General features: G+C 68.7%; 27 protein-coding genes, 1 tRNA gene and 2 pseudogenes. 18 read left to right on the forward strand and 12 right to left on the reverse strand.

Annotated elements, in window-relative coordinates; genetic code table 11:
* The 3 genes from OG709_RS17160 to OG709_RS17170 all read right to left on the reverse strand — a co-directional run bounded on the left by OG709_RS17160 (position 1) and on the right by OG709_RS17170 (position 3837).
* Entirely contained in the window at positions 1 to 1476 is a 1476-nt protein-coding gene (locus OG709_RS17160; RefSeq protein ID WP_329166818.1) for an exopolysaccharide biosynthesis polyprenyl glycosylphosphotransferase, read from the reverse strand.
* Positions 1473 to 2666 (reverse strand): glycosyltransferase, encoded by a 1194-nt coding sequence (locus OG709_RS17165; protein ID WP_250302542.1) that lies wholly within the window; start codon positions 2664 to 2666, stop codon positions 1473 to 1475. Before OG709_RS17165 ends, OG709_RS17160 begins: the two co-directional genes overlap by 4 nt.
* A 64-nt stretch (positions 2667 to 2730) precedes the next feature.
* Positions 2731 to 3837 (reverse strand): DUF3344 domain-containing protein, encoded by a 1107-nt coding sequence (locus tag OG709_RS17170; protein WP_329166821.1) that lies wholly within the window; start codon positions 3835 to 3837, stop codon positions 2731 to 2733.
* 288 nt (positions 3838 to 4125) lie between these two features.
* On the opposite strand from OG709_RS17170, the gene OG709_RS17175 reads away from it, so the two are divergent.
* From OG709_RS17175 to OG709_RS17185, 3 genes are all read left to right on the forward strand, one after another.
* Positions 4126 to 4536, forward strand: a complete 411-nt coding sequence (locus OG709_RS17175) for a rodlin (protein WP_250302540.1) — start codon at positions 4126 to 4128, stop codon at positions 4534 to 4536.
* Between the two features lie 351 nt (positions 4537 to 4887).
* Positions 4888 to 5121 (forward strand): chaplin, encoded by a 234-nt coding sequence (locus tag OG709_RS17180; protein WP_323136617.1) that lies wholly within the window; start codon positions 4888 to 4890, stop codon positions 5119 to 5121.
* 254 nt (positions 5122 to 5375) lie between these two features.
* Positions 5376 to 5681 carry a hypothetical protein gene (locus OG709_RS17185; protein ID WP_266642070.1) on the forward strand — a complete coding sequence of 102 codons (306 nt, stop codon included), beginning with the start codon at positions 5376 to 5378 and terminating at the stop codon, positions 5679 to 5681.
* 167 nt (positions 5682 to 5848) lie between these two features.
* Here OG709_RS17185 and OG709_RS17190 read toward each other — a convergent pair whose 3' ends face one another.
* Positions 5849 to 6088: a chaplin gene (locus OG709_RS17190; RefSeq protein WP_326694479.1), complete on the reverse strand. Its 240-nt coding sequence runs from the start codon at positions 6086 to 6088 to the stop codon at positions 5849 to 5851.
* A 270-nt stretch (positions 6089 to 6358) separates the two neighbouring features.
* On the opposite strand from OG709_RS17190, the gene OG709_RS17195 reads away from it, so the two are divergent.
* Positions 6359 to 6769, forward strand: coding sequence for a rodlin (locus tag OG709_RS17195; protein WP_250302536.1), 411 nt, complete (start codon positions 6359 to 6361; stop codon positions 6767 to 6769).
* A gap of 110 nt (positions 6770 to 6879) precedes the next feature.
* On the opposite strand, the gene OG709_RS17200 is transcribed toward OG709_RS17195, so the two are convergent.
* On the reverse strand, positions 6880 to 8130 hold the full coding sequence (locus tag OG709_RS17200) for a WecB/TagA/CpsF family glycosyltransferase (protein WP_329166825.1): 1251 nt from the start codon (positions 8128 to 8130) through the stop codon (positions 6880 to 6882).
* A 259-nt stretch (positions 8131 to 8389) separates the two neighbouring features.
* Here OG709_RS17200 and OG709_RS17205 point away from each other — a divergent pair, with 259 nt between their 5' ends.
* The 4 genes from OG709_RS17205 (at position 8390) to OG709_RS17220 (ending at position 15119) form a co-directional block, all read left to right on the forward strand.
* Positions 8390 to 10657 (forward strand): (Fe-S)-binding protein, encoded by a 2268-nt coding sequence (locus tag OG709_RS17205; RefSeq protein WP_266642066.1) that lies wholly within the window; start codon positions 8390 to 8392, stop codon positions 10655 to 10657.
* Positions 10658 to 11021: 364 nt separating this feature from the next.
* Positions 11022 to 12476 carry an FG-GAP-like repeat-containing protein gene (locus OG709_RS17210; RefSeq protein WP_250302533.1) on the forward strand — a complete coding sequence of 485 codons (1455 nt, stop codon included), beginning with the start codon at positions 11022 to 11024 and terminating at the stop codon, positions 12474 to 12476.
* Between the two features lie 104 nt (positions 12477 to 12580).
* Positions 12581 to 14029, forward strand: a complete 1449-nt coding sequence (locus tag OG709_RS17215) for an FG-GAP and VCBS repeat-containing protein (protein WP_266642064.1) — start codon at positions 12581 to 12583, stop codon at positions 14027 to 14029.
* Positions 14030 to 14153: 124 nt separating this feature from the next.
* Positions 14154 to 15119, forward strand: coding sequence for a Yip1 family protein (locus OG709_RS17220; RefSeq protein WP_266642063.1), 966 nt, complete (start codon positions 14154 to 14156; stop codon positions 15117 to 15119).
* Positions 15120 to 15199: 80 nt separating this feature from the next.
* Here the strand turns inward: OG709_RS17220 and OG709_RS17225 are convergent, their stop codons facing one another.
* Together OG709_RS17225 and dcd are read right to left on the reverse strand one after the other, a co-directional pair.
* Entirely contained in the window at positions 15200 to 15697 is a 498-nt protein-coding gene (locus OG709_RS17225; RefSeq protein WP_250302531.1) for a phosphoribosyltransferase, read from the reverse strand.
* 7 nt (positions 15698 to 15704) lie between these two features.
* Positions 15705 to 16280, reverse strand: a complete 576-nt coding sequence (gene dcd / locus OG709_RS17230; protein ID WP_250302530.1) for a dCTP deaminase — start codon at positions 16278 to 16280, stop codon at positions 15705 to 15707.
* 542 nt (positions 16281 to 16822) lie between these two features.
* On the opposite strand from dcd, the gene OG709_RS17235 reads away from it, so the two are divergent.
* The 3 genes from OG709_RS17235 to OG709_RS17245 all read left to right on the forward strand — a co-directional run bounded on the left by OG709_RS17235 (position 16823) and on the right by OG709_RS17245 (position 18394).
* Positions 16823 to 16896, forward strand: a tRNA-Gly gene (locus OG709_RS17235).
* 373 nt (positions 16897 to 17269) lie between these two features.
* Positions 17270 to 17425, forward strand: coding sequence for a hypothetical protein (locus tag OG709_RS17240; protein ID WP_250302529.1), 156 nt, complete (start codon positions 17270 to 17272; stop codon positions 17423 to 17425).
* A gap of 447 nt (positions 17426 to 17872) precedes the next feature.
* Positions 17873 to 18394, forward strand: coding sequence for a TerD family protein (locus OG709_RS17245; RefSeq protein ID WP_266642061.1), 522 nt, complete (start codon positions 17873 to 17875; stop codon positions 18392 to 18394).
* 267 nt (positions 18395 to 18661) lie between these two features.
* Here OG709_RS17245 and OG709_RS17250 read toward each other — a convergent pair whose 3' ends face one another.
* Positions 18662 to 18907, reverse strand: a complete 246-nt coding sequence (locus tag OG709_RS17250) for a hypothetical protein (RefSeq protein WP_329166832.1) — start codon at positions 18905 to 18907, stop codon at positions 18662 to 18664.
* A 25-nt stretch (positions 18908 to 18932) separates the two neighbouring features.
* Here OG709_RS17250 and OG709_RS36085 point away from each other — a divergent pair.
* Positions 18933 to 19151: pseudogene (locus tag OG709_RS36085) on the forward strand (ISAzo13 family transposase); the annotation flags it as partial.
* 71 nt (positions 19152 to 19222) lie between these two features.
* Here OG709_RS36085 and OG709_RS17260 read toward each other — a convergent pair.
* Complete coding sequence (locus OG709_RS17260) at positions 19223 to 19420, reverse strand: hypothetical protein (RefSeq protein ID WP_266642060.1); 198 nt, start codon at positions 19418 to 19420, stop codon at positions 19223 to 19225.
* Positions 19421 to 19490: 70 nt separating this feature from the next.
* Between OG709_RS17260 and OG709_RS17265 the strand changes: the two genes are divergently transcribed.
* Positions 19491 to 19700, forward strand: coding sequence for a hypothetical protein (locus OG709_RS17265; protein WP_250302525.1), 210 nt, complete (start codon positions 19491 to 19493; stop codon positions 19698 to 19700).
* 176 nt (positions 19701 to 19876) lie between these two features.
* Here OG709_RS17265 and OG709_RS17270 read toward each other — a convergent pair whose 3' ends face one another.
* Positions 19877 to 20305, reverse strand: a complete 429-nt coding sequence (locus OG709_RS17270) for a hypothetical protein (protein ID WP_250302524.1) — start codon at positions 20303 to 20305, stop codon at positions 19877 to 19879.
* Positions 20306 to 20574: 269 nt separating this feature from the next.
* On the opposite strand from OG709_RS17270, the pseudogene OG709_RS17275 reads away from it, so the two are divergent.
* Positions 20575 to 20855: pseudogene (locus OG709_RS17275) on the forward strand (Tn3 family transposase); the annotation flags it as partial.
* A 100-nt stretch (positions 20856 to 20955) separates the two neighbouring features.
* On the opposite strand, the gene OG709_RS17280 reads toward OG709_RS17275, so the two are convergent.
* Entirely contained in the window at positions 20956 to 21258 is a 303-nt protein-coding gene (locus OG709_RS17280) for a hypothetical protein (protein WP_266642056.1), read from the reverse strand.
* 150 nt (positions 21259 to 21408) lie between these two features.
* Between OG709_RS17280 and OG709_RS17285 the strand changes: the two genes are divergently transcribed.
* The 4 genes from OG709_RS17285 (at position 21409) to OG709_RS17300 (ending at position 24015) form a co-directional block, all read left to right on the forward strand.
* Positions 21409 to 21978, forward strand: coding sequence for a SigE family RNA polymerase sigma factor (locus tag OG709_RS17285; protein ID WP_443068578.1), 570 nt, complete (start codon positions 21409 to 21411; stop codon positions 21976 to 21978).
* A complete protein-coding gene (locus OG709_RS17290; protein WP_329166836.1) occupies positions 21975 to 22478 on the forward strand; it encodes a hypothetical protein in 504 nt (167 codons plus the stop codon). Before OG709_RS17285 ends, OG709_RS17290 begins: the two co-directional genes overlap by 4 nt.
* A gap of 521 nt (positions 22479 to 22999) precedes the next feature.
* Positions 23000 to 23347 carry a transcriptional regulator gene (locus OG709_RS17295; protein WP_250302521.1) on the forward strand — a complete coding sequence of 116 codons (348 nt, stop codon included), beginning with the start codon at positions 23000 to 23002 and terminating at the stop codon, positions 23345 to 23347.
* Positions 23344 to 24015, forward strand: coding sequence for a nucleotidyl transferase AbiEii/AbiGii toxin family protein (locus OG709_RS17300; protein ID WP_250302520.1), 672 nt, complete (start codon positions 23344 to 23346; stop codon positions 24013 to 24015). The genes OG709_RS17295 and OG709_RS17300 overlap by 4 nt, the downstream gene beginning before the upstream one ends.
* Positions 24016 to 24367: 352 nt before the next feature.
* Here OG709_RS17300 and OG709_RS17305 read toward each other — a convergent pair whose 3' ends face one another.
* On the reverse strand, positions 24368 to 24967 hold the full coding sequence (locus OG709_RS17305) for a hypothetical protein (RefSeq protein WP_250302519.1): 600 nt from the start codon (positions 24965 to 24967) through the stop codon (positions 24368 to 24370).
* Positions 24968 to 25316 lie beyond the last annotated feature (349 nt).

Genomic DNA, 25316 nt, shown 5'->3' on the forward strand with positions numbered 1-25316 from the left:
TCAGCTCCCCCCGAGACGGAAGAGGGAGCCCGCGGTGCGGATCATGATGCAGACGTCCTGCCAGAGCGACCAGCTGTCGATGTAGTGGTTGTCGAACCGGGCCCGGTCCTCGATGGAGGTGTCCCCGCGCAGCCCGTTGACCTGGGCCAGCCCGGTGATCCCGACGGGCATCCGGTGTCTGGCCAGGTAGCCGGGGTGCTGACCGGTGAACTTCGCCACGTAGTAAGGGCGTTCGGGCCGAGGGCCGACCAGGCTCATGTCGCCGCGCAGGACGTTCCACAGCTGCGGCAGTTCGTCGAGCGAGGTCCGGCGCAGCAGGTTGCCGACCGGGCTCATCCGGTCGTCGGCGGCGATGTTCCAGAGGGTGGCGGCCTCGTGCTCGTCGTCCGGGCGCAGCGTGCGGAACTTCAGCAGCGTGAAGGCGCGGCCGTCCAGCCCGATCCGCTCCTGCCGGAAGAGGACCCCCGGCCCGTCGGAGATCCGTACGGCCAGCGCGCACAGCCCGAGCACGGGCGCGGCGGCGAGCAGCGCGAGACAGGCCAGCGAGGCGTCGAGGGCCCGCTTGGCCCAGCGGTTCGCGGGGCGGCCGGGGACCGGCAGCGGCCGGACGGCGAACCCCCAGAGGTGGTCGGCCGCGACGTCCGGGCGGCCCGGACGGCCGGTGTCGACCTGCCACAGCTGCACCCCGTGCCCGGCGAGCAGCTGGACGAGCGCGGGCTCGTCGGCACCGCCCCTGGCCGGTCCGACGAAGAGCGCGTGGCCGACGGTGGTCTGGACGACGGCCCGGCCGATGTCCTCGTGCGTGGTCAGGACGGGCAGCACCGGGGAATCGGCGTCGGACCCGGCGGTGGACCCGGTCTCCACCAGGCCCACCGGGCGCATCCCGTAGGCCGGGTGCGCGTACAGCGCCGCACCGATCTGCTGACCGGTGGCCCCACCGCCGACGATCAGCGTGGGCCGGGTCCGGCGGGCGGCCGACCGGCGCAGGAGCCGGTGGACGCCGCCCCGGACCGCGACACCGAGGACGGTCTGCGCGACCACGGCGGCGGCCAGCACCCGCCAGTCCAGCGCCCGCCAGGGCCCGGCGGCAGCGAGGCACGCCGCCGTGGCGCACCACAGGATCAGCGCATGGCCGAGCAGCGCGGGCAGTTCGAGGAGGGCCGAGGGCGAGAGCCGCCGCAGATAGAGACCGCTGCGGCTGTGCAGGACCAGATGCAGGACCAGCAGCGGTACGAGCACCGGGGCCGGGAGTCGCAGCCCCGGCACGACGACGCTGGTGAGGACGAGCGCGAGGGCGTCCCCCGCGAGCAGCGGCACGGCGCCGCGCCGCCGCCGCAGCCGTCCCTGGCCCACCGGCCCGGTCCGCGGCCCGTCCGGGCTGCGCGGCGGATGGATCGCGGGGGCGAGCCGCTGCACGGCGGTCACCCCGCCGCCGCCCTGCCCCGGATGGGGAGCGTGTGCACTGTCCGTCGTCATCGGCTGATGCGCTCCCTCGTCGTGGATCGGTGCATCCCGCGGACAGGTCCCTGGTCCTGCCCATCCGGCCGGTCGGGTCCCAGAAGCCGGCCGTACAGCTCCGAGACGGCGGCGGCCGTGTCCCGCACGTCGAAGTTCGCCCGCGCGTGAGCCGCCGCCTGACGGCCCAGCGCATCCCGCAGCCGCGGGTCGGCCAGCAACTTCGTGACGGCACCGGCCAGCGCCCGCGGGTCGTCCGGCGGGACGAGCCCGTACCGGTCGTGCCCCGGCGGCAGGCTCTCCCGCGCGCCGTTCACATCGGAGAGCACGACGGGCCGCCCGCAGGCCATCGCTTCGAGCGGGGCCAGCGCCATGCCCTCCCAACGGGACGGCAGCACCACGACATCGGCGGCCCGCAGCCAGCCGCGCATCCCGTCGACGGCGCCCGCGAACAGCACCCCGGGCGGGGCGGTCCGGGCGAGCGCCTCCCGGTCGGGGCCGTCCCCGACGAACACCAGCCGGGCATCGGGCCGGGCCCGGACGATCTCGGGCCAGGCCCGCAGGAGTACGTCCTGGCCCTTCTGCCGGCAGAGCCGGCCGACACAGACCACGAGGGGGCCCGGCCCCGGGGCGACGGGCGGGGCGTGGGTGCCGTCGGCGCGGAACTCCCGCAGATCGACACCGTTGCGGATCACGGTCCACCGGGCGGCGATCCCGGCCGCCTCACCGGCCCGGCGCTCGGCCTCGCTGACACAGAGGACGCGCGCGGCCCACCGGGCCGCGTACCGCTCCCAGGCCAGCGCGAGCCGCGCGGTCCCCCCGCCCACCGCCTCGAACGACCAGGCGTGCGGCTGGAACACCGTCGGAATCCGCCCCCGCACGGCGAGCCGCGCGGCGAGACCGGCCTTGGAGCTGTGCGCGTGCACCACGTCCGGGCGGCTCGCACGGATCAGCCGGGCCGCCGAAGCGGTCTCGGCCACCAGCCCGGCCCCGGGCGCCCGCCCGGCCCGCCAGCTGTGCACCTCGGCACCCGCCCCGGTGAGCGCCGCCGTCAGACCGGCGCCCGGCGGGCAGGCCACCACGGCCCTGATCCCTTCGAGAACTTGCGCCCGGACCAGGTCGGTGACCACCCGGGCGACACCACCCTCCACCGGCTGGACGAGGTGAAAAACCGTCAGCCGGTGATTCGCGGAACTGTTTTCTGGCAGCACGTACGGCTCTCTTAGTGCCTGGCCCGGACACCGGGCTACCGGGGGAAGCGCGGAAGAACTGAGCTCAGCGCTGCGTATCCGCCTGCACGAAGAGCGCACCGAGAAAATACCCGCGCTTTTCGGCGGAGAAATGGAAATCCAAACGGTCTCCGCCCTGGGACAGGGCAGGCTTCAGATCGAATACATCGGAATCGTAGCCAAGGGTGTTCATATAAGCGGGTTGCCGCTTCGTCACCGGACGGCCGAAATCGGTGACGGTGGAATTCATCACCTGGTCCTCGGGATCGGCCGCGTCACCGAGGGAGACCGCCGCGCGCCGGTCGGCGGCGACACGCAGCGCGTTGCCCCGCCCGGTGCGGTCGGCGTCGTACGCGACCACCCCCGCCCGGCCGGAGGCACCGGCCGGGATCCCGAGCCCGGTCAGGCCCACGGACAGGTCCTTGCGGGCCGCGCCGAGCGGTTCGAAGCCCTCCAGGACGGAGAGGTTCCGTTGCGGCTCGCTGTCGTTCTCGTACGCGACGACCAGCGTCCAGCCGCCCCACGCACCGACCGCCGAGTGGCCCCTGGCCACGTTGATCTGGGCCACGGTGTACGTGCCGGACCCGCTCCGGCGCACCAGCGGGGTGACATCGGCCGAGGCCTGGAAGGCGTCGCTGCCGTCGGCGGTGCGGTGCGCGATCCGGGTGTCGGCGAGCACCGCCTTGTACGCACCGCCCGGTTCGGCGATCAGCACCCGCCCGTTGTCCTTCGGCGGCTTCTGCTCACCGACCCGCAGATTCCCGCCCCAGTAGAGCCGGGCGTAACTGACCCGCGAACGATTCGGCAGTTCCAGGTCGGCGCGGCTGGAGTTGTAGGTGTCGGGGTCCTTGTCCACATCGATGTACAGCATGTCGAAATCACTGTTGGCACCCTGCGCGCCCGCCCGGACCTTCGTGCACGAGCGGGCCGCGGGAGCGAACGGGGCCGTACAGGTGATGGCGGAGTTGGCCACCCTGACGATTCCGCCGTGCTGCACGGAGTGATAGCGCTGCGCGAAGGGAATCACAGAGGATTCGCCCACCGATGCCCGCTCAGCGGAGGCGGCGGGCGCCGAGATAAACGTGGCGGAAAGCGCCACACATGAAAATACGCCCAGGGCATACGGCACAGCGAGACCCGTCGTTTTCCTCATGACTGGCTCTCCCGTTTCGATCAAAGCGACCAAGCAGGAGTGCACTTTGTCAGAAATCCAGTTGGAAATCTTGACTGGACGCGCGCATACCACCGTACGGAGGAATCACCACAAGGCGGAAAAACCGACGGCGGGCCCCGCGCGCACGGGGCTCACTGGCGGGCAACCCGTCACACCCGTTCACACCCGCGCGCTACGGCAATCGGGTGAAGGGGCGGAACCAAACTCCGCCCACGGAGTTGATCAGGCTGCTCCACTTCCGGGCAAAGATGCAGAAAAGGGACCACAGTGATCAAGAAGATTCTGGCTACCGCCGCTGTCACCGCCTCCATCGTGGGCGCCGGCGCGGCCCTGGCCCCGCAGGCCATGGCCATCGGCGACGGTGGCGGCACGAACTCCGCCAGCGGCAACGGCTCCTCGCAGACCTACGGCAACTCGGCCACCCACGGTGACATGAGCCCGCAGCTCAGCCTCGTCCAGGGCTCGCTCAACAAGCCCTGCATCGGCCTCCCGGCCAAGGTCAACGCCGGCTCGCTGATCGGCCTGATCCCGATCGCTGTCCAGGACATCCCGATCCTCTCCTCGCCGCAGAACCAGCAGTGCACCGAGAACTCCACCCAGGCCAAGGGTGACGAGCCGCTGTCGCACATCCTCGACTCGATCCCGGTCCTCTCGGGCAACGGTGCGGGCAACCGCTGATCAGCTCCGCTCCTCCACGTGGCCGCCGCAGACAGGACGTTGCGGCGGCCACGCGTGTGACCGCACCCTTCCGCCGCGGCCCCCTCCGCCGTACGCCCCGCGCTTCCCGGCCGCCGGTTCCACCCACCAGGGCAGCGCGGGGCGACCGGTGAATTGGACAGCGAATACCGGCGAATGCATTCGAGTGACATACGGGCGACATACGGGTGACATTCGATCAGGAACTCACCCCGGAGTTTCCTAAAGGTGCGCCGATCGTTACAAGTCCTGCAGCGGTGCTCATGAACAGGCAACTGGACACGCGTCGCGATGGTCGTGAATGCGGAAGACGCCGCTGCAGGAAGGTACGAAATGAAGCTCAAGAAGGCTGCGGTTCTCGCTGCCGGCGTCATGTTCGCCCTGGGTGCCGCTGCGCCCGCCATGGCCGACTCGGGTGCGGAGGGTGTGGCCGTCGGCTCGCCCGGCGTCCTCTCCGGCAATGTCATCCAGATTCCGATCCACGTCCCGGTCAACGTGTGCGGCAACAGCATCAACGTCATCGGGCTGCTGAACCCGGCGTTCGGGAACACCTGCATCAACCGCTGATGCGCGTTCTCCCGCGAGGGTGAAAGGGCCCCGAAGAGCATCCCGATGCTCTTCGGGGCCCTTTCCTGCGCACGCCGCACCCGTGCACCGTAAGGAACTTGAAGAATGTGGTGCAGAAACGTTCGCCGCGCGGGGTTTCCCCTGTGGAAAGGGATCGTTAGACAGTGCGACGGCGGCGCATCAGCATCTCCAGGATGGTGCCGCAGCCCGAGAGTCGTGGCTGTGAACAGCGCCGCTGGAGAAAGGTATTCGAAATGAAGTACTCAAAGGTTGCTGCGGTCGTTGCCGGTTCCGTGATGGCGATCGGCGCGGGTGCGGCGGCTGCTGCCCCCGCGTTCGCCGCGGAGGGCACGGCCCTGCCGCCCATGAGCCTCAACGGCGGCCTCGCACAGACCACGCAGGCGCTCCAGGGGCAGAACTCCCCGGTGTCCGCCGCCGCCGATGCCGCGAGCAGTCTGACGTCGGGCAAGGGCGACGCCCCCGGAAAGGTCCTGAAGACCGCCGGTCAGGTCGCCCCGATGCTGGGCGGCGTGAAGCTGGGCCAGAACGGCTCGAACTGATTCACCTTCCGGCCCACGGAAGTACGTCGGTTCCGGTTCACGGAAGTACGCCGGGCAGGCCAGGTACGTCGCACCAGGCTCCGTGCCGCGAAAGTGGCGGTACCCGCACCAGCGGGTACCGCCACTTCTGCTGTCCGGTCCCCGGGACCGGCTCACCGCGCCAAGCGTCAGGCGTTGACGCAGGTGTTGCCGAACGCCGGGTTCAGCAGGCCGATCACGTTCACGGTGTTGCCGCAGAGGTTGATCGGGACGTGGACCGGAACCTGCACCAGGTTGCCCGAGATGACACCGGGGGAGCCAACAGCGGCACCGTGGGCCCCGGCGTCGGCGAACGCGGAACCAGCGGCGGCACCGGCAGCGAGACCAGCGGTGGCCAGGACGAGAGCGGCCTTCTTGGCAGTGTTCATGGGAGTTGCACCTTCTGTTCGATGTTGTGCCCTGAATCAGGACCCACTCGCTTCGCAACGAGCGGCAGAGGCACACGACACGGCCTGCGGCCCCATCGGACCTGTTCAGCTCACGGCCGGATCGCCCGTACCGGCGCCTCCGTCAACCCGCCTCACACATTCCCGTGATCATCAAGCCATACGAGTGAAGGGGGAGAACCAATCACCGGTCCGGCAGTTGGTCAGAGCGCTCCGGAAGCGGGCACTCGTGCGACAACATAAGGACGCAAAATGATCAAGAAGGCTATGGCCGCTGCGGCGGTCACCCTTACCGTGGCGGGCGCAGGCGCGATGATGGCTCCGCAGGCCATGGCCATCGGGAACGACGGCGGCACCAACTCCCTCAGCGGGAACGGTTCCTCGCAGACCTACGGCAACTCCGAGACCCACGGCAACATGAGCCCGCAGATGGCGCTCATCCAGGGCTCGCTGAACAAGCCCTGCATCGGCCTCCCGGCCAAGGCCAACCTCGGCTCGCTGATCGGCGTGGTCCCGATCTCCGTCCAGGACATCCCGATCCTCTCCTCGCCGCAGAACCAGCAGTGCACCGAGAACTCCACCCAGGCCAAGGGCGACGAGCCGCTGTCGCACCTCCTGGACAACATCCCGGTCCTCTCGGGCAACGGCGTGGCCAACCACTGACGCCCGCTCCTCCGACTGCCTGGGCGCTCGCGTCCCTGGTGGAGCACTGAAGGGGTCCCGACAGCAGCGGAAGCTGCTTCGTCGGGGCCCCTTCACGTGTCCCGGGCCCGTCACACGCCCCCGCGGCGGAACAGCACCGCGTCGCCCCCGCCCCACGCCGGAACCGCCGCATACCCCGGCACCGGCTCCGCCCGCTCCCCGCGCGTCTGGAGCCCGACGCACTCCGTCGCGTACCGCCCGGCGCCGTACAGCAGCCGCTCCTCGTGCCCGGGGGTCCGCAGCCGTACGAAGAGCCGCTCGCCCGGTGCGGTCACCGTGTCCCACAGCTCGTCGAGCCGGTGGCCGCCGTCCGGGCCCGCGCCGTCGCCCAGCGCGTACGGCAGCACGGCCCACGCCGGATCCGCCGCCGCACGCCGCAGCAACTGCTCGCGCAGGCCGGGCAGCACCTCGAGCGAGACGATGCGCCCGCGGTACCCGGCACGGCGCAGCCCCACCGCGTACGCACCGTCGCCCGCGCCCGCGTCGAGCACCAGGTCGACCTCGGCGTCGGTCAGCAGCTGGGCGAGCTCGCGGTACGGCCCTCGGCTCCCGTACGCCTCCTTCGCCGCCGCCCGCAGAAGGCGGGAGCCTCCCCGCAGCGCCGACAGGCCCCGCTGGCACCGCTGTCGCACCGGGAGGCGCGGCACACGGTCGCAGAGGACGTCGAAGGCCGTGCCGACGGCGAGGTACACGGCGGGGTGGGCTGCGGCGAGCCGGGTGGCGGTCCTGTGCTGTTCGGCGGTGTCGGGACCGCCGATCCAGACCAGTTGGGCTCCGCTGTCCCGGATCCGGGCGGCCAGCGCCGCCCGTTCGTCGGCGGTGAGTTCGCGGCCGGGCCCCGGCTCGGCGCCCGCGACGCAGGTCTCCGGGTAGCGGACCAGCAGCTCGGCGGTCAGCTGCTCCAGCGCCTCCCGGCCGGTGCCGGTGCCCGGGAGCGCGTCCGGGTCCGTCCCGCCGCCGAGCACGTAGTGCCGCAGGCCCTCCCTCCGGCCTGCCCGGACGGTGTCGAGCAGCAGGTCGGGCCCGTACACCCGCACCGGCGGCAGCGAGGGCCCGCGCCCGGCGATCCGCCCCGCCCAGGCCGCCCCCGGTCCGGCCGGGAGGTTGAGGGCGGCCGAGCGCAGGGTCCGGCGGAGTTCGGGGTCGCGGTCGGCACGTGCGAGGGTGTGCGTCCCGCAGAGGTGGACGTCGGCCCCCGCCCCGGACACCGCGAGCCGGACGACGGCCGCCGCAGCCGCTGCCGGGGCGAGCGGGGTCAGGGGGATTCCCGCGCAGCGGACGGTGGGGTACGGCCGGTCCTGTGGGGGGTTCGCCTCGTTCATGCGCCGCCCATCGGTTGCGGTATCGGGGTGATGCCGCGTGGGCATCGAGCTCGAACGATCCACAAGCTAGTTCGTTATGCACCACTATGCGGTGAGTAACACGAGGGGACGGACTGCGACCGGCGAGAACCCTGAGCGACGTAGATCACCGCCTGCTCGGGTATATCGCGGCGGAATAAGTGGGTACTCTCAGCACGGACTGCATTAAGTTACTGCTTAGTAATTTCAGAACTCCACCTCGCAGGCCCGAGGAGCCCCCATGCAACTCGCCGCGATCATTGTGTCGCTGGTACTCACCGTGGTCGGTGTCGCGCTGTTCGCCCGAGCCATCGCCCAGATCTACCGCTATGTGCGGCTCGGTCAGGATGTACCCGCGGGCACGCGCACCGACGAACCCGCCCAGCGCACGATCACGGTGGTCAAGGAGTTCCTCGGCCACACCCGCATGAACCGCTGGGGCATCGTCGGGTTCGCGCACTGGTTCGTCGCGATCGGCTTCTGCTCGCTCGTACTGACCCTGGTGAACGCCCTCGGCCAGCTCTTCAAGGCCGACTGGGTCCTGCCGGTCATCGGGCACTGGGTGCCGTACGAGATGTTCGTCGAGTTCATCGGCGTGATGACCACCCTGGGCATCCTCACGCTGATCGTGATCCGCCAGCTCTCGCTGCCGTCGCGGGCGGGCCGCAAGTCCCGGTTCGCGGGCTCGAACCTCGGCCAGGCGTACTTCGTCGAGGCCGTCATCCTCATCATCGGGCTGGCGATCTACTCGCTGCGTGGCCTGGAGGGCGCGCTGACGGGCGTGCACAGCTACGAGGCGGCCTACTTCCTCTCGTACCCGCTGGTCGCGGCGTTCCGCGGCGCCGACATCGGCACGCTGCAGAACATGGTCTACCTGACCGCCATGATCAAGATCGGGACGTCCTTCATCTGGATGATCACGGTCGCGCTCAAGACGGACATGGGCGTCGCCTGGCACCGCTTCCTCGCGTTCCCCAACATCTGGTTCAAGCGCGAGTCCGACGGCGGTGTCGCGCTCGGCGCCCTCCAGCCGATGACGTCGGCCGGCAAGGAGATCGACTTCGAGGACCCGGGCGACGACGACGTCTTCGGCGTCTCGCAGGTCGAGCACTTCTCGTGGAAGGGGCTGCTGGACTTCTCGACGTGTACGGAGTGCGGGCGCTGCCAGTCGCAGTGCCCGGCCTGGAACACCGGCAAGCCGCTCTCCCCGAAGCTGCTGATCATGTCGCTGCGCGACCACGCGCACGCCAAGGCCCCGTACCTCCTCGCGGGTGGCGGCAAGGACATGGAGGGCAACGAGCGGGCGACCCCCGAGCAGCTGGCCGACGTACCGGCGTCCGCCCTCGCCGAGGCCGAGCGCCCGCTGATCGGGACACTCGAGGAGAACGGTGTCATCGACCCGGACGTGCTGTGGTCCTGCACCACCTGCGGGGCATGCGTCGAGCAGTGCCCGGTCGACATCGAGCACATCGACCACATCGTCGACATGCGCCGCTACCAGGTGATGATCGAGTCCGCGTTCCCGTCCGAGGCGGGCACGATGCTCAAGAACCTGGAGAAGAAGGGCAACCCCTGGGGGCTCGCCAAGAAGCAGCGCGTGGAGTGGACCAAGGAGGTCGACTTCGAGGTCCCGATCGTCGGCAAGACCATCGAGGACCTCACCGAGGTGGAGTACCTCTACTGGGTCGGCTGCGCGGGCGCCCTGGAGGACCGGGCGAAGAAGACCACCAAGGCCTTCGCGGAGCTGCTGCACATCGCGGGCGTCAAGTTCGCGATCATGGGCGGCGACGAGAAGTGCACCGGTGACTCCGCCCGCCGCCTGGGCAACGAGCCGCTCTTCCAGCAGCTCGGCCAGGAGAACGTGGCCATGCTCAACATGGCATACGGCGAGGACGACGAGGACGAGAGCACCAAGAAGCCGAAGGCGTCGAAGAAGATCGTCGCGACCTGCCCGCACTGCTTCAACACGATCGCGAACGAGTACCCGCAGCTGGGCGGCGAGTTCGAGGTCATCCACCACACGCAGCTGCTGCAGCACCTCATCGACGAGGGCAGACTGACCCCCGTCACCCCGGTCGAGGGCCTCATCACGTACCACGACCCCTGCTACCTGGGCCGGCACAACAAGGTCTACACGCCGCCGCGCGAGATCATCGCGAAGGTGCCGGGCCTGCGCAGCGAGGAGATGCACCGGCACAAGGAACGCGGCTTCTGCTGCGGCGCCGGCGGTGCGCGGATGTGGATGGAAGAGCGCATCGGCAAGCGGATCAACAACGAACGCGTCGACGAGGCGTTGTCGTTGAACCCGGACATCGTCTCCACCGCCTGCCCCTTCTGCCTCGTCATGCTCACCGACTCCGTCAACGGCAAGAAGAACGACGGCAAGGCGAAGGAATCCCTCCAGGTCGTGGACGTCGCGCAGCTGCTGCTCGACTCCGTGAAGGTCCCGGCGGACCCGACCGACGAGGCCGTTTCCGAGGACGCGCCGGAGCCCGAACCGGCGAAGTAGCCGTACAGCGGCTTCACTTGCACGGCAACGCGACAGCGGCCGGATCCGCCTCGGGGGCGGGTCCGGCCGCTGTCGTATGCCGTGTCCCCGTACCTCGCGTCCCGTATCCCGTGCCTCGCGTCTCACGCACCAGGCAGCGCGCGCGGCCCGCCCCGCGCACCCCCCTCAAGCGTGTTCACCAGCAGGTCACGCCAACAACACTTTTCCCACCCATCCCGTACAACCATTCGACCCCGCCAGAGGTCTCTTTTTCGCCGAACGCCCATGCCCCCAGGCGTGATTGCCGCAAACCGGGCAGAGAGTTCCGCGCCCCTTCCGACCGGGTGCCACCGGCACCCCGCACGGCGCAGGAGAAGAAACCCGTATGCATCAGCGCCTCCGTACCGCCCTCGCCACCGCGGCCACCGCCGCCCTGACCGGCGGTCTGCTCGTCGCAGGCGCGGCCGTCGCGACCGCCGCGCCCTCCGGGCTGCAGGGCGACTTCAACGGCGACGGCTACCGCGACCTCGCCATCGCCACCCCCCTGGCCGAGGTCAACGGCAAGGAGGACGCCGGTGGCGTCATCGTCGTGTACGGCACCGCCAAGGGGCTCGACCCCAGCCGTCGTACCTTCATCAGCCAGGACAGCCCGGGGGTCCCCGGCGCCGCGGAGGGGTGGGACGCATTCGGTACGGCCGTCGCCGCCGCCGACCTCAACCGGGACGGCTACAGCGATCTGGCGGTCTCCGCACCCCACGAGGCAACCGCCGCGGGCCAGGACGCGGGCACGGTCGTCATCATCTGGGGCGGCGCCAAGGGCCTCAGCGGCGGCGCGACCGTGGCGAATCCGGAGCCGCTGGCGGGCAGTTACTTCGGACTGAGTCTGGCAGCCGCCGACTTCACCGGCGACGGGAAGCCGGACCTCGCCGTCGGAGCGCAGAGCTCCGCCGACCCGTCCTGGAAGATCCGGCTGGCCCGGGGCCCGTTCACCACGTCCGGCGGTCACGGCAGCCTCAGCAGCTACGCCTCACCGGTCGACAAGCCCGAGCTCACCGCGGGCCTCGTCACCAAGGATGCCGCCGCCGACCTGGTCGTACAGGGCCAGAAGATCAACGGCGACACCCGTGGCTCGTCCGTCTTCTACAAGGGCGGCAGCACCGGTCTCGTCAAGGGCGCGACCCTCCCGCCGGGCACGAACGCGGCCATCGGGGACCTGGACAAGGACGGTTACGGCGACATCGCCATCGGCAACCCGGACGAGCCCGACACCGAGCCCAGTGGTTCCAAGGGCGGCGAGGTCGCCCTCGTCTACGGCGCGTCCGCGGGCCCCAGCGCCACCCGCCGGACCACTCTCACCCAGAGCAGCGCGGGCGTCCCGGGCGACAGCGAGTACGGGGACGGCTTCGGCGCCGCTGTTGCCATCGGCGACTTCGACAGGGACGGTTACGGCGACCTGGCGGCGGGCCTCCCCGGCGAGACCATCGGCTCCGACTACGACGGCCTCATGCGGACCGGCACGGTGATGCTGCTGCGCGGCTCGGCCAAGGGGGCCACCACCACGGGCGCCCGTGTCCTCAGCCAGAACACTGCGGGCGTGCCCGGCACGGCGGAGAGTGCGGATGCTTTCGGCTCACGGCTCTTCGCCTCCGACAACGACCGGGACGGTTACCCGGACCTGTCCGTCGTCGCGTCCCAGGAGAACGACGACGCGGGCGCCGTCACGTATCTGCGCGGCGCCGCCGGTACGGGATTCCCCGCAGCCGGATCGATCGGCTTCGGCCCCGGCTCGCTGGGCCGCCCGACCGCGTACAGCGACTTCGGCGAGCGAATCACCGGCTGACCGGCTCACCCGACCGACCACGGCCCGCCACCCGTCACGCCCGAGTGCCCTTCCTCCGGCGCCTGCACCACCACCACGTACCGACCGAACCAGGGAGAACTCCCGTGCACAGACAGCTCCGTACCGCCCTCGCCACCGCCACCGCGGCCGCCCTCACCGGCGGCCTGCTGATCGTCACCGCGAGCACCGCCACCGCCGCCACGCCCTCCGGCGCGCAGGGCGACTTCAACGGCGACGGCTACCGCGACGTCGCGGTCGTCTCCCCGCTCGCCACCGTCAGCGGCAAGTCGGGCGCCGGCGCCGTCTCGATCCTGTACGGCTCGAAGTCCGGTGCCGGTGCCGCCAAGATCCAGACGGTGACCCAGGACAGCGCCGGGGTCCCCGGCGCCGCCGAGAAGAACGACTACTTCGGCGGGATGAGCATCGCCGGTGACTTCGACGGCGACGGCTACGCGGACCTCGCCGTCGGCTCCAGCGGCGAGGACGTCGGCTCCGACGTCGACGGCGGCTCGGTCACCATCCTCTGGGGTGCGAGCGGCGGCCTCTCGGGCGGCACCACCGTCAAGGACCCGTCGGTCTCCGCCCACGACCACTTCGGCGACCTCCTGGCCTCCGGCGACTACAACGGCGACGGGAAGACCGACCTCGCCATCGCCTCCGACCAGAACGTCGTCGACGTCTACCGCGGCGGCTTCACCAAGACGGGCGGCACCGGCGGCCACTACTCCGTCACCGCCCCGGTCGCGAAGGTCCCCGGCCCGGATCTCTTCAACCTCACCGCGGGGGACGTCAACCACGACGGCCGCGCCGACCTGCTCGTGGACGGTTACGAGACGACGAGCGCCGAGGAGTGGAACGCCAACTACTACCTCCCCGGCAGCCCTTCCGGTGTGACGACGACCGGCATCCAGAAGCTCCCGGCGGGCGTCATCTCCGACATCGGCGATGTCAACGGCGACGGCTACGGCGACATCGTCATCGGAGCCCAGTGGGACGCGGAGATTCCCGGTTCGCACAAGGGAGGCGTCGTCAAGGTCGTCTACGGCACTGCGAACGGCCCCGACGGCGGCCAGGACGCGATCAACCAGGACTCGCCCGGCGTTCCCGGCTCGGGCGAGGCCGACGACATCTTCGGTTACGAGGTCACCCTCGGCGACATCAACGGCGACGGCATGGACGACCTGGCCGTCGGCGCCCCCGGCGAGGACCTGAACGGCATCGCCGACGCCGGCATGGTCACCGTCCTGTACGGCTCCACGACCGGCTTCGCCACCACCGGCGCCCAGTCCTTCGCCCAGGACAGCCCCGGTGTCCCCGGCGACAACGAGAAGGGCGACGGCTTCGGCGGCGACGTCTTCCTCTCCGACTCCGACAACGACGGCAAGGCCGACCTCACCGTCAGCTCCCCGTGGGAGAACAACAGCGACGGTTACGTCGTGACCTTCAACTCCAACGGCTCAAAGCTCGCCCCGACCGGCAAGGGCTACGGCCTGACCGCCACCAAGATCTCCACGGCGGGCACCCCGATGCTCGGTGCGGGCCTCACGGGCTGACCGCCAGGCGTCGTCGCACTCCCTTCGGGAAACCCCTTAGGGGATGTCACAGCTCGGCCGCAAAGCCGGGCCTGATCCACCAGGCCCGGCACCCCGCCCACCAGGAACGGGTACGTTCGAAAGCGTGGCTGGATTCAGGATCGGACGCGGCCGGGACAACCGCACGTCGCAACGGCGACCCCCGCAGCAGCAAGCACAGCAGCAAGCGCAGCAGCAACAGCCGTACGGCAGGCAGACACCGCCTCCGCCGTACGGCAGTGGCCCTGCGCCGCAGCAGCATGCACCGCAGCACCAGTGGCCTCCGCAGCCCCAGCAGCCGTACGGGGAGCCGGAGTACTTCGGCGACCCGTACCAGCAGGGACAGCAGGGGCAACAGGGACAGCAGGGGCAGCCCCCGTACGGCAGCCGCCCGCCGGAACCGTACGGCTACCCGTACCAGGACAGCTCGGACAACCCGGGTCACACCCAGGCGTTCAGCATCGGCGAGGACCCGTACGGCGACGGCAACACCTACCGCGCGGGACAGACCGGCACCGCCCCGCCCGCCGGACCGCGGCTGCACTGGAAGGACCTGCTGCGCGGCATCGTGCTGCGCCCGGGGCCGACGTTCTGGCAGATGCGCGACCACAAGATGTGGGGCCCGGCGCTGACCGTCACGTTCATCTACGGGCTGCTCGTGCTCTTCGGCTTCGACAAGGCCCGCGAGGACGCCTTCCACGCGACCCTGTCCAACGCCGTCCCGTACGTCCTGACGACCGGCGTCGCGTTCGTCATCGGCAGCCTGATCCTGGGCGCGGTGACGCACACCCTGGCCCGCCAGCTCGGCGGCGACGGCACCTGGCAGCCGACCGTCGGGCTCTCCATGCTGATCATGTCGATCACGGACGCGCCGCGGCTGCTCTTCGCGTTCTTCCTGGGCGGCGAGAACAGCTTCGTGCAGATCCTCGGCTGGATCACCTGGGTCGCCGCGGGCGCGCTGTTCACCTCGATGGTGAGCAAGTCGCACGACCTGGCGTGGCCGCGGGCGCTGGCCGCCTCGTCGATCCAGCTGATCGCGCTGCTGTCCCTGCTGAAGCTGGGCACGCTCTGAGCTGAGCCGGCCCGACCCGGCATCGCAACGGAGAAGGGCCCCGTGAGGGGCCCTTCTCCGTACTTCTGCCGCCTGTGGGATCAGGCGTCCCGCACCTGTCCCTCACGCCGCACGACGGGCGGCTCGACGCTCCACGGGAAGTTGATCCACTCGTCGGTGCGCTTCCACACGTACTCGCACTTCACCAGCGACTGCGACTTCTCGTAGATCACCGCACTGCGCACCTCGGCGACCGCCCCGACGCAGAAGTCGTGCACCAGCTTCAGGGTCTTCCCGGTGTCGGCGACGTCATCGGTGATGAGCACCTTCTTCTCCGAGAAGTCGATGGCGTTGGGCACCGGCGCCAGCATGACCGGCATCTCCAGCGTGGTCCCGATGCCGGTGTAGAACTCGACATTGACCAGGTGGATGTTCTTGCAGTCCAGGGCGTAGGCGAGCCCACCGGCGACGAACACGCCGCCGCGCGCGATGCTGAGGATTATGTCCGGTTCGTACCCGTCGTCGGCAACGGTCTGCGCCAGCTCGCGCACCGCGCGCCCGAAACCCTCGTACGTCAGGTTCTCGCGTACGTCACTCATGCCTGAATCACACCTGGGTCCGATGGAAGTTGAGGAAGGACCGCGAAGCCGTCGGCCCGCGCTGCCCCTGGTAGCGGGAGCCGTACCGCTCACTGCCGTACGGGTGCTCGGCGGGCGAGGACAGCCGGAACATGCACAGCTGCCCGATCTTCATCCCCGGCCAGAGCTTCATCGGGAGCGTCGCCACGTTCGAGAGTTCGAGTGTGACGTGCCCGGAGAAACCGGGGTCGATGAACCCGGCGGTGGAGTGCGTCACCAGCCCCAGCCGCCCGAGGCTGGACTTGCCTTCGAGGCGGGACGCGATGTCGTCGGGGAGGGTGACGACCTCGTACGTGGAGGCCAGCACGAACTCACCGGGGTGCAGGATGAACGCCTCGTCCCCCTCCGGCTCGACCGTGCGGGTCAGATCCGCCTGCTCGACGGCGGGGTCGATGTGGGGGTAGCGGTGGTTCTCGAACACCCGGAAGTAGCGGTCGAGCCGCACATCGATGCTGGAGGGCTGCACCATGTATTCGTCGTACGGATCGATGCGCACGCGTCCGGCGTCGATCTCGGCCCGGATGTCCTTGTCTGAGAGAAGCACGCCCCGAGGATACGGGGACCGCGCGGTCCACCCCCAATCGGACGGCCCGCGCGCCCCGCCCCCGGGCGGCGCCACTCTCCTGCTACTGCTGCTCCGCCCCCACCGGTACGGCATGCCGCAACCGCGCACAGCGCGGACACCGGATGAGCCGGCCCGGCCCGATCCGGTCGGCCCCGAGCTGCTGCAACGGGAACGTGGCGGTACTGAAGACATGCCCTTCGGCACAGCGGACGACGGTGCGTTCCATCGGACCCATCAAGTCCCTTCCCCATCAAGCGTGGACGAGAGAAAACACCACATTAGGGGATGTACAGGACACCGCCGCAACCGGCACTCCGGTCGCCCACGCTACGCCCCAACTTCCGCGCCCGGCACCCGGATCCCCCTCCGGACCCCCACCCGGGAAGCGCGCCCGGGACCACGTCCGACCGGCGCGCCCGGACAACACGGAGGCCCCACGGCGCGGACGCCGGGGGGCCGGGCAGGCGGGAGAGCATGGGGTAGAGTGACTGCGGTGCGGATCCCTTCGGGGAGATCGCTGCGCGAGTGTAGTTTAATGGTAGAACATGAGCTTCCCAAGCTCAGAGCGCGGGTTCGATTCCCGTCACTCGCTCCAACATTTAGCCCCAGGTCAGCAGCCTGGGGCTTCTTTGTTGTCTAGACCACTCAAGCGGTGCTGTGCCCTCCGCGTGCCCCAACTGCGGGAAATGCACTGGTCAATGGCGTTCCATCGGACCCCTCGGGCGACTTGACGGCGTCACGTCTCATATATCGATACGCACTTTCTGTGGCCTGCGTCACTCGGCGCCGACGTAGTCGTGCCGTTCCATCTGCAAATCGCAGCGTCGGCCGACTGGCGACTTGTCCGGCCGGTCATGTCTCGGAGGTTCGGTGGCCAGGGCGAGGCGGTGGGCGGGCGGGCAGCCAGGCGCGGCGTGATTCGTCGGGCGATGCTTGACGCTTCCGGGGTTCCCTCTTTCCCTGTCTGCATGGTGGAAGCGGATCCGAGCGTTCTGGACGTGCTGGAGTCGTCGATGGAGGCACCGCCTACCTTCGGCATCACCTATTTCCTGCCGTGCGGGAGAGTGAAGGACAGGGTGCTGAAGCACGACCTCCTGCATGTGCTCCTGATCGACAGGGCGTGACCGGTCACCTTCAGGTTCGAGGATGAGTACCGTGCCGCTGTCCTCCAGGCCGTTCTGATGCGGGACAGTCTCGTGTCCGCACGATCGGTGGCCGTGGACGTGCCTCCCACCGCGGTCCCGGTGCCAGGCTTGGACGAAATCCGGGAGGTGACCATCCCCAGCGTGGTGGACTTCCTGAAGTACATGCTGGGCCGGTTCGGTCTGCGTGTTCCGGACGACTTCAGGCTCCCGGGCACGGACTTCGTCGCGGAGCATCAAGCCGACGAAGGTGGCCGAAGTGAGCGTCCACGCGGAACGGAACGCCCGCTCCGGCAGCCCCGGGAGCACAGCTGGGGCTGCCGGAGCCCTCGGCCATCCTGCGCCGGCCTTGCACCAAGAGCAGCGTGAGCGGCCATACTTGATGACGCCGGGGATCTCCCGCGGCGACGCGACAAGGGGGAAGACGGTGTGAACGGCGAACTGGGCAAGGTCGAGGTAAGGCTCCGGTGGGATCCGAGCCCGCTGGGGGAGGCACCGCACCATCTGGACATCATCGGCGCGGTCTACTCCGCCGACGAACCCCGTGGGCGGCCGGTGTACGTCGTCCACACCGAGAGCCGCGCCCCGGACGGCACCATCACCATGAGCCGGCACAGCGAGTCCGGCCAGGGCCTCGGCTTCGATGAAGTGATGGTCCTGGAGTTCGACCGGATACCGTCCGACTACGGCCGGGTGGTGGTGGGGGTGGCGATCCACCAGAACGCCGGGCCTCTCACCTTCGGCGAGATCGCGAACCCCGGTGTGGTCGTCGTCGAGCGGTACCGGGAACTCCTCGCGGACGACTTCGCGCAGCTTGCGGGGTCCACTGCCGCGACTGTCGCGGAGTTCACCCGGAACGGCTCCGCGGGCTGGGAGCTGCGCGAGATACTCCGCGGCTTCGACAGCAATCCGGTGGACTTCATGGCGGAGATGGGCACCGTCGGCGAGTGACGGCGCCTGACGTGAACGGGCATGCGCCGCGTTCTCGAAGCGGTGATGACGCCCCGGCGCAGTGGGGTTGAGCAGAGCTCCCGCTGCCACCACCGCACCCCGCCCGGATCTGCGAGTACGCACTGCGGACGGGGTGCGGCGGGATAGGGCGGCCCGCCACCGGACCGACGCCCTGTTCGCAATGCTCCGCGACGGCACCTTCTACGAACCTCGACCCACCCCAACCCCTTGACCAAAGTCGCAGGGCCCCGTGATCAGCTGAGGAGTTCAACTCGCCCAGTCGTTCTCCGCCCGAAGCCGCTGACGAGCAGCCTCAAGCCGCCGGCCATAGTCCTCCGCGAACAACTCAGGAAGCGTCGTGTCCAACGTCCCGGCGATTCGATGGATCGGCGACCACACGGCCGGATCGTCGATGACACGACTGAGGTCCGTCATCTGGAGCTTCTCCAGCCAGTGCGACAACACCAATGCCTGATCGCTCGTGAGCTTGATCGTGATCTGGCTCTCGCTCATGCGCCCCCAACCCCTCGGCACTCACCTTCGACCACACGAACTTACTGACCGTCGCCCCTTGACCGAACACATAGGGGCACCCCCCGCGCTGGAGGTGCAACGCGAGGAAGTGGCCCGCTCACGTCGTGGTCACGAGCGTCTGGTCGCACCGGACACGGGCGCAAAAGCCAAGCTCACCTCAGCTGACCGGGTCCTCGCTACCGTGCTCCACCTGCGCAAACTCGCCAACATGGACCTCTTGGGCGGGGAGCAGGCCCGGCAGCACTCCGCGGGTTTCACCCGTCCGCGCCTGCCCGCCCTCCAAGCCCTGGGCATCTACCCCGCGATGAAGGCGTCCTCGACCTGACCGAGTCGATCAGTCCACCAGTGGAGCAGCGCCTCATCCGCGCTGAACAGCTCGTCGCAGGAGAAGTCACCGCGGTCGTAGTGGAACTCCAGCTGCCAGAAGTCCGTCATCCGCTTCCACCACAGGCGACGTACACCGTCCACCAGCGCGAGCGCCTCAATGGGCACCACGGACCGATAGCCGTGCACGAACGCCGACACCCGAGGCCTGGGAGTAGCTGAGGTCGACACCACGGACGTGGCCGACAGCGACCCACGGAAACAGGCACCAGACGCTGCCGCCGACCTCGGCCACCAGTGCACCGGAGCCGGTGGCCACGGCAGCGATGACGCGCTGCACCTGCACCGGGACCTACTGGAACGCTTGCAGCGCCCTGCCGCCGACAACGACACCGATCTCCTCGCCCAGATCGACGCGGAATGTGTCCAGTTGCGCCCCCAGTGGTAGGGGCCTGACCGAAGTCGGCGGCCGAGAGGTCGGCGGGCGTGGCCACGTCCTGGCCGGCGGGCCACCTGGTGGCGCCGCGCGACCAACCGGCGTGTGCAGGCGAACGGCGGCGCCCCCCGGCGGCAGAGGCTGGTACAGCCTCTGCCGCCGGGGGCGTGGCGGTCATGGTGCGGTGATCACTTGGCGGATTCCCAGAGGAAGGAGGAGCAAGTGTCTCTAAGGACGGTGCGACTGCCGTACTCGCCCAGGCAGACGCGGTAGGTGATCCATCCGTCCTCGGGGAGGTTCATGTTGACGTCGAGCTTGGCGTACTTGCCGTAGGAGTTCCAGTCGCGTATGTAGTCGCTGCCGCCCACATCGGAGCGCTCGTACTCCACCACCACGGAATGCCCGTCGGCAGCGTTGTCCCAGACCAGCAGGTGGTCGCCGGCATGGACGAACGATGCCGAACCGGCACAACTGTTGCTCCAGGTGCACGTGTCGCCGGTGTGCGGCCCGGACGTGTAAGTCACGGTGTAGTCGGCCGCGGAGGCGGTGCTGGCCAGGGGGAGCACTGCCAGAACGGCCGCACCGGCGGCGCTGGCAAGCACATGGCGCTTCTTCATTGCGGTGATCCTTACGTCGATTGCACTCGCCGGCGGCCGATTCGCCCAAGTGGACTGCCATGGAGGCGAGTTGGCATCCGGCGACCCTAGCCCCCGAATCGATCTCCGAGTAGAGGATTTTGCCGATTCGGGCGAGGTGCCTGTGGTGCCCCAGCGAGGTTCCGGCGACGTCGTCGATCTCCCACTCGACTGCGGCGATGGGGGAGGCCGAGCTGCTGCTCTTACCGTTCACCTTCGGTTCTTCAGGGTTCTGGGGGTCGGAACAGGGCGGCATGGAGGACCAGATCGGCGCTCTCGGACTGGTCCTCAATGCCCTCGTGCCGTTCAACACCCGCTACATGGATGCCGCTGTCACCCAGCTCCGCGCGGACGGGTTCGAGGTCCGGGACGAGGACGTGGCCCGCCTCTCGCCGTTTGTACAAACCATCACATCAACATGCTCGGCCGGTACTCCTTCCAGCTCCCCGAACCTGCCTGGCGGCCTGCGGCCCCTGCGCAATCCGGATTCCGCCGACGGGGAGTGAAGCGCTTGTTCTGGCCTGGACCATGAACGCGGGTGATCTCCGGTCGTATCCGCCCCGTCGCCGGCGGGTGCCCCGATAACGCGAAGGGGCATGTGGGTCCGGTCCTCGATGAACTCGTTCATGTGTCTACGCGACAGCTTCCTGACCTTCGACGATGGAAGTCAGGCCGTCGAGGAGTGCCTTGAGGCCGAATTCGAAGAGCGCGTCGAGACGCAGGTCGTAGCCGTCCTCGAAGGCTCCCAGCATCCACTCGCCGTGGACCATCAGATTGGGCACGAGCAATGGGCGTGTGAGGGAGCCGAGCTGGGCCAGCCACGGGTGCTTCCGGTACAGGCTCCACAGGGTCCGGCCACCCAGCTCGATGCGTGTACGCCAGTCCTCGGGGGCGTCCGCGCGGTAGGACTCCTCGCCGAACGCAGCGTCGGCCATGTGCAGGACGAGGTCTTCCTTGCTCGGGACGTCGTCGGGGCCGTTCCTTCCGACTGCCCGCGGTGTGACGCAGGTCTCACGATGGGCGTGCAGCAAACGGGAGCACTTTCCCGTCGAGGAGGGGTGACAGGAAGGGATGGGGATGTGGACCTGGCAACCGAGCACGATGTCCGTATCGGAATCAGCACGCCCGGAACGGCCGAGTCGCAGAACGACTTCCACGGCTTTGTCGTCGCCCGGTCGGCCGTGCTGTTCCGAGGTGCCCTCGTCTTGACGGGGAACCACGAGGCCGCGGAGGACCTGGTCCAGGAGACCCTGGAGCGGGCCTGCCGCAAGTGGCGCGCCATCGCCGCCAAGGACTCTCCGGAGGCGTACGTGCGGCGGATCATGGTGAACCTGGCCAACGACCGGTGGCGGAGGTTCCGCCGCATGGTCCCGCATCAGGACGGCGGCGACCGTGCCGCCCCCGGGGACCAGTACGGGCGGGTGGACACGAGGGACCAGTTGGTCCGGGCCCTCCAGGGTCTACCGATGCGCATGCGGACGGTCGTGGTACTTCGGTACTTCCATGACCTGTCGGATGACGAGATAGCGGTCGACCTGAAGATCTCGCCAGGCACCGTGCGGTCCCAGCTCGCTCGCGGTATGGACAAGCTCAGAGGCCAGTTCCCCGCACTCTCCAACCCTTCAACACCGCAGCCCACGGAGGGAATCCGATGAGTCCACACGATTCGCCGCCTTCCGGCTGCACATCCTTCGAGCAGGAACTGGTGAATGCCATGAACGACTTCGTGAACACCACCCGGACGCCGCACTTCGATACGGCCACCATCGCGCGCGGGGCTCGTCGCAAGCGGGCCACGGCCATCGCGGGCATCGCCACCGCCCTAGTCGTGGCCGGCGCGGGCACCGCCCTGGCGGTCGGCGCCGTCGGCAGCGATTCGGACACTTCGCGGCCGGCCGCCGCAGCCGCAGCCACCGGCAGCACCACCTTGCTCGTCCGCACCAGCGACGGCGGGACGGCCACGGAGCGGCTGGCCGGCGTGAGTGCGGCGAGGGCCAGGGCGACGCTCGTCCATTTCGGCCTCACGCCCACGTTCACCCGGGTCCAGAAGGCCGACTGCGTGAAGCCGGAGGACGCGGTGGTCTCGCTCTCGCCGCATGCCCCGACGGCCGTCCACGCGGGTGACACGGTTCTCGTGACCACCTGCTACCGCTGATCCTGGCGAAACCGACAGACGTAGGACAGAGAGTGGTGGCCCCGTCGGAACCGGGGCCACCGCCCCCCTGCATTCCACCACGCGGCCACCCTGGGATCGAGTGCGTCAGGGCATCGCGCACGCACAACAGGCGGCACACGCCTACGGCTCCCACGCAGCACGCCTGATCGCGGCCAGGCAGGCCTACGGTCGTCGGCACGCCTCACATCGCTCTCGCGCGCCCCATGCGTGCCCTTCGGAGCGGCAAACAGCGGTAGCCACAGGGCCAGAAACTCTCGGCCGATCACTGATCTGCGAGAGATACGCCCAGGTCAGAAGGTATTTGGGCTCCTACCACACCTTGATTCCCAAGGGCAGAGCGCGGGTTCAATTCCCGGAACTCGCTCCACGAAGAAGCCCCAGTCCAGTGGCCCGGGGCTTCTTTGTTGTCTAGACCATTCACGCGACTCCGTGCCCTCAGCGCGCCCTGACTCTCCCGGAATCGGGCACCTGGTCGCGGTCCCTTCCTGGATAATCGACACATGGCATCACCGCCCAGTCTTTCTGATCTCCGCCGGGCCAAATTCGCTCGGCGCCTGCCCGCAGCGCTGTCCGAGCTTTCCGGCCCCGACCACGGCGCAGTGAGTCTTCCGCTCCACCTGGCGTGGTCGGGACTGACCACATTCGACCTCGACCAGCCCCGGCTCCGGATGAGCTACTACCGCATCGTCCTGGCCGAAGGCCAGCACGACGACCTGATCCAGTACCTCAACCGCGACCTTGTCACCACCATGTGGCCCGCTCTTCGCACACTGATCAGTCGCGATATCCGCGAGGTCTGGGAGCACACCTTCCACGAGCTGGCTCCCGGTACCCGGACCGCTGCGTGAACCTCACAGATCTGCACCGGCGTCTGCTCGCTGACGTACTGGCGGTAGGCGGTGCTTACCCCTTGGCTCTTACAGGTGGCTACGCGGTCCAAGCGCACGGGCTGGTGAACCGGCTCAGCCAGGACCTCGACGTCGCAACCGAGAACCCGGATCGCATGGAGGACATTGCTTCTGTGGTGCGCACCGGCCTGGAGCAACGCGGATGGCACGTCAAAGCGCTGGAGACGGATCCACTGTCCGCGCGTCTTGTCGTCACCGATCCCGCCAGCCGTGAAGAGTGCGAGGTCGACATCCTCAAGGAAGCCCTCTGGCGACCCCCTGTACACACCGAACACGGCTTGGTGCTGTCTCTTGAGGATGTCGTCGGCACCAAGGTTCGCGCACTGGCCGACCGCGGACTCGCCAGAGACCTGATCGACGTCAAGGCCGCTATGGACCACTGGAACCCCGTCGAACTCGAAGAACTCGGTCGGCGCCATGCCCGCGACTCGTTCGATCTCAGTGAGCTTCAAGCGCGACTGGGCGGAGCCGACTGGATCGACGACACCGAATTCGCCGCGTACGGGCTCGACGAACAAGCAATCACCGAGCTTCGACAGTGGGCACAGACATGGGCCGACGACATCGGGGAACGGCTCCAGGAGTTGGAGATTCCACAGGAAGACTGAGTACATGACCGCCACCCGCTCGACAAGCGTCGCGGGCTCTCCCCTCCCGGTTGCCATGCCCCAGAGACCATGCCAGCTTCTCTCACTCCAACAAACATGCAGCCGGAGCCACTTCGGCTGCACGAGAACCGGTGATTCCCAAGGGCAGAGCGCGGGTTCGATTCCCGTCACTTGCTCCATACAAAAGCCCCAGGCCAGTAGCCCGGGGCTTCCTTGGTGTCTAGATCACTTCGAGGTCGGTGCGCCCTCCGCGTGTTCGCGGGACAAAATTCGATCGGGCCTCGGCAAACGCAGGAGCCCGTCAGCATGCTGACGGGCTCTCGCGAAAAATCGGGGCTAACCTGCCATCAGGTCAGATCGTCGGTGTGTCATCGACGACCTCCTTGTGCGGTTCGACGACGAACTTCCAGCCGTCGCTGGGCTCCAGGAATCGCACGCGGGTCGGGTAGATGTCCAAGGCGCGGCGGTCACGATTCTGGCCGTTCGTGTTCTTCCGCCCCCGGGCCGGCTCCTCGAACAGGTCGACCTTGACATCCGGAACCGCGACGACTTCCTCGCTCCAACGCTGAACGATCCCCGCGCCGAAGGCGTCCCGGGCAGCGGTGTAGAGCGACTCCAGAGATTCCTTGCTCCCGTCGGGCACGAAGAGTGCGAGGTTCAGGAGGACACCGGCACTCTGGAGAACCTCGATTTCCTCCCCCGCCTTGTCGGAAATCCAGATCCCACGCTCTTCAGCATTTTCCGGGAGAACATGAATTTTCTCACCAAAGATCGTCCTTGCAGTGAAGGACCCTCCTTCAAAATTCTTACCCGGCTCCGTGAGGAAAGCCGGGGCGTAGCAGTCGAGAGGGAGGCCATTCATCTCCGCCGAGACGAAGATTCCGTCCTGGGGGCCCAACTCCGAAACCTCTTCGGCCGTAAGACGTCGAGCCGTAACCTTCTCGGTATTCACGCCATTCCCCTTTTTTCGCGGCGTCCTGTGAATTCACTGAAACTCTACCACGAAAACGATCATCAGCTCCCGCCCAATTCCCGCCGGAGGAAGGGCAGAAGGACCCTTCTGTGTCAGCCGCGAAACGCGCAAGCGCAGCGAAATACTGCGGCATTCAAGAGCTTATCCACTCGCTTCAGTCATCCTTTCGGAAACGAAGCGGCTGGGTACCAGGGCCGGCTTCGAGAGGCCGAATCGCCCTGGCATTTGCCCGAAATGCTGGTCTTGCGTCGCCACTGCGGCGATTCGGCGGTAAGTTCTCACCCTTGCCACGGCCCCCGGCAACGGCATGGGGACCACATCTGCGCTA

This window comes from Streptomyces sp. NBC_01267 (assembly GCF_036241575.1).
Classification (GTDB): domain Bacteria; phylum Actinomycetota; class Actinomycetes; order Streptomycetales; family Streptomycetaceae; genus Streptomyces.

Coding starts and splice junctions, on each gene's coding strand:
- OG709_RS17160 (WP_329166818.1), bottom strand. CDS start 1,476: ATGACGACGGACAGTGCACACGCTCCCCATCCGGGGCAGGGCGGCGGC.
- OG709_RS17170 (WP_329166821.1), bottom strand. CDS start 3,837: ATGAGGAAAACGACGGGTCTCGCTGTGCCGTATGCCCTGGGCGTATTT.
- OG709_RS17180 (WP_323136617.1), top strand. CDS start 4,888: ATGAAGCTCAAGAAGGCTGCGGTTCTCGCTGCCGGCGTCATGTTCGCC.
- OG709_RS17185 (WP_266642070.1), top strand. CDS start 5,376: ATGAAGTACTCAAAGGTTGCTGCGGTCGTTGCCGGTTCCGTGATGGCG.
- OG709_RS17190 (WP_326694479.1), bottom strand. CDS start 6,088: ATGAACACTGCCAAGAAGGCCGCTCTCGTCCTGGCCACCGCTGGTCTC.
- OG709_RS17195 (WP_250302536.1), top strand. CDS start 6,359: ATGATCAAGAAGGCTATGGCCGCTGCGGCGGTCACCCTTACCGTGGCG.
- OG709_RS17200 (WP_329166825.1), bottom strand. CDS start 8,130: ATGAACGAGGCGAACCCCCCACAGGACCGGCCGTACCCCACCGTCCGC.
- OG709_RS17205 (WP_266642066.1), top strand. CDS start 8,390: ATGCAACTCGCCGCGATCATTGTGTCGCTGGTACTCACCGTGGTCGGT.
- OG709_RS17210 (WP_250302533.1), top strand. CDS start 11,022: ATGCATCAGCGCCTCCGTACCGCCCTCGCCACCGCGGCCACCGCCGCC.
- OG709_RS17225 (WP_250302531.1), bottom strand. CDS start 15,697: ATGAGTGACGTACGCGAGAACCTGACGTACGAGGGTTTCGGGCGCGCG.
- OG709_RS17240 (WP_250302529.1), top strand. CDS start 17,270: ATGGTGGAAGCGGATCCGAGCGTTCTGGACGTGCTGGAGTCGTCGATG.
- OG709_RS17250 (WP_329166832.1), bottom strand. CDS start 18,907: ATGAGCGAGAGCCAGATCACGATCAAGCTCACGAGCGATCAGGCATTG.
- OG709_RS17270 (WP_250302524.1), bottom strand. CDS start 20,305: ATGAAGAAGCGCCATGTGCTTGCCAGCGCCGCCGGTGCGGCCGTTCTG.
- OG709_RS17280 (WP_266642056.1), bottom strand. CDS start 21,258: ATGGCCGACGCTGCGTTCGGCGAGGAGTCCTACCGCGCGGACGCCCCC.
- OG709_RS17290 (WP_329166836.1), top strand. CDS start 21,975: ATGAGTCCACACGATTCGCCGCCTTCCGGCTGCACATCCTTCGAGCAG.
- OG709_RS17295 (WP_250302521.1), top strand. CDS start 23,000: ATGGCATCACCGCCCAGTCTTTCTGATCTCCGCCGGGCCAAATTCGCT.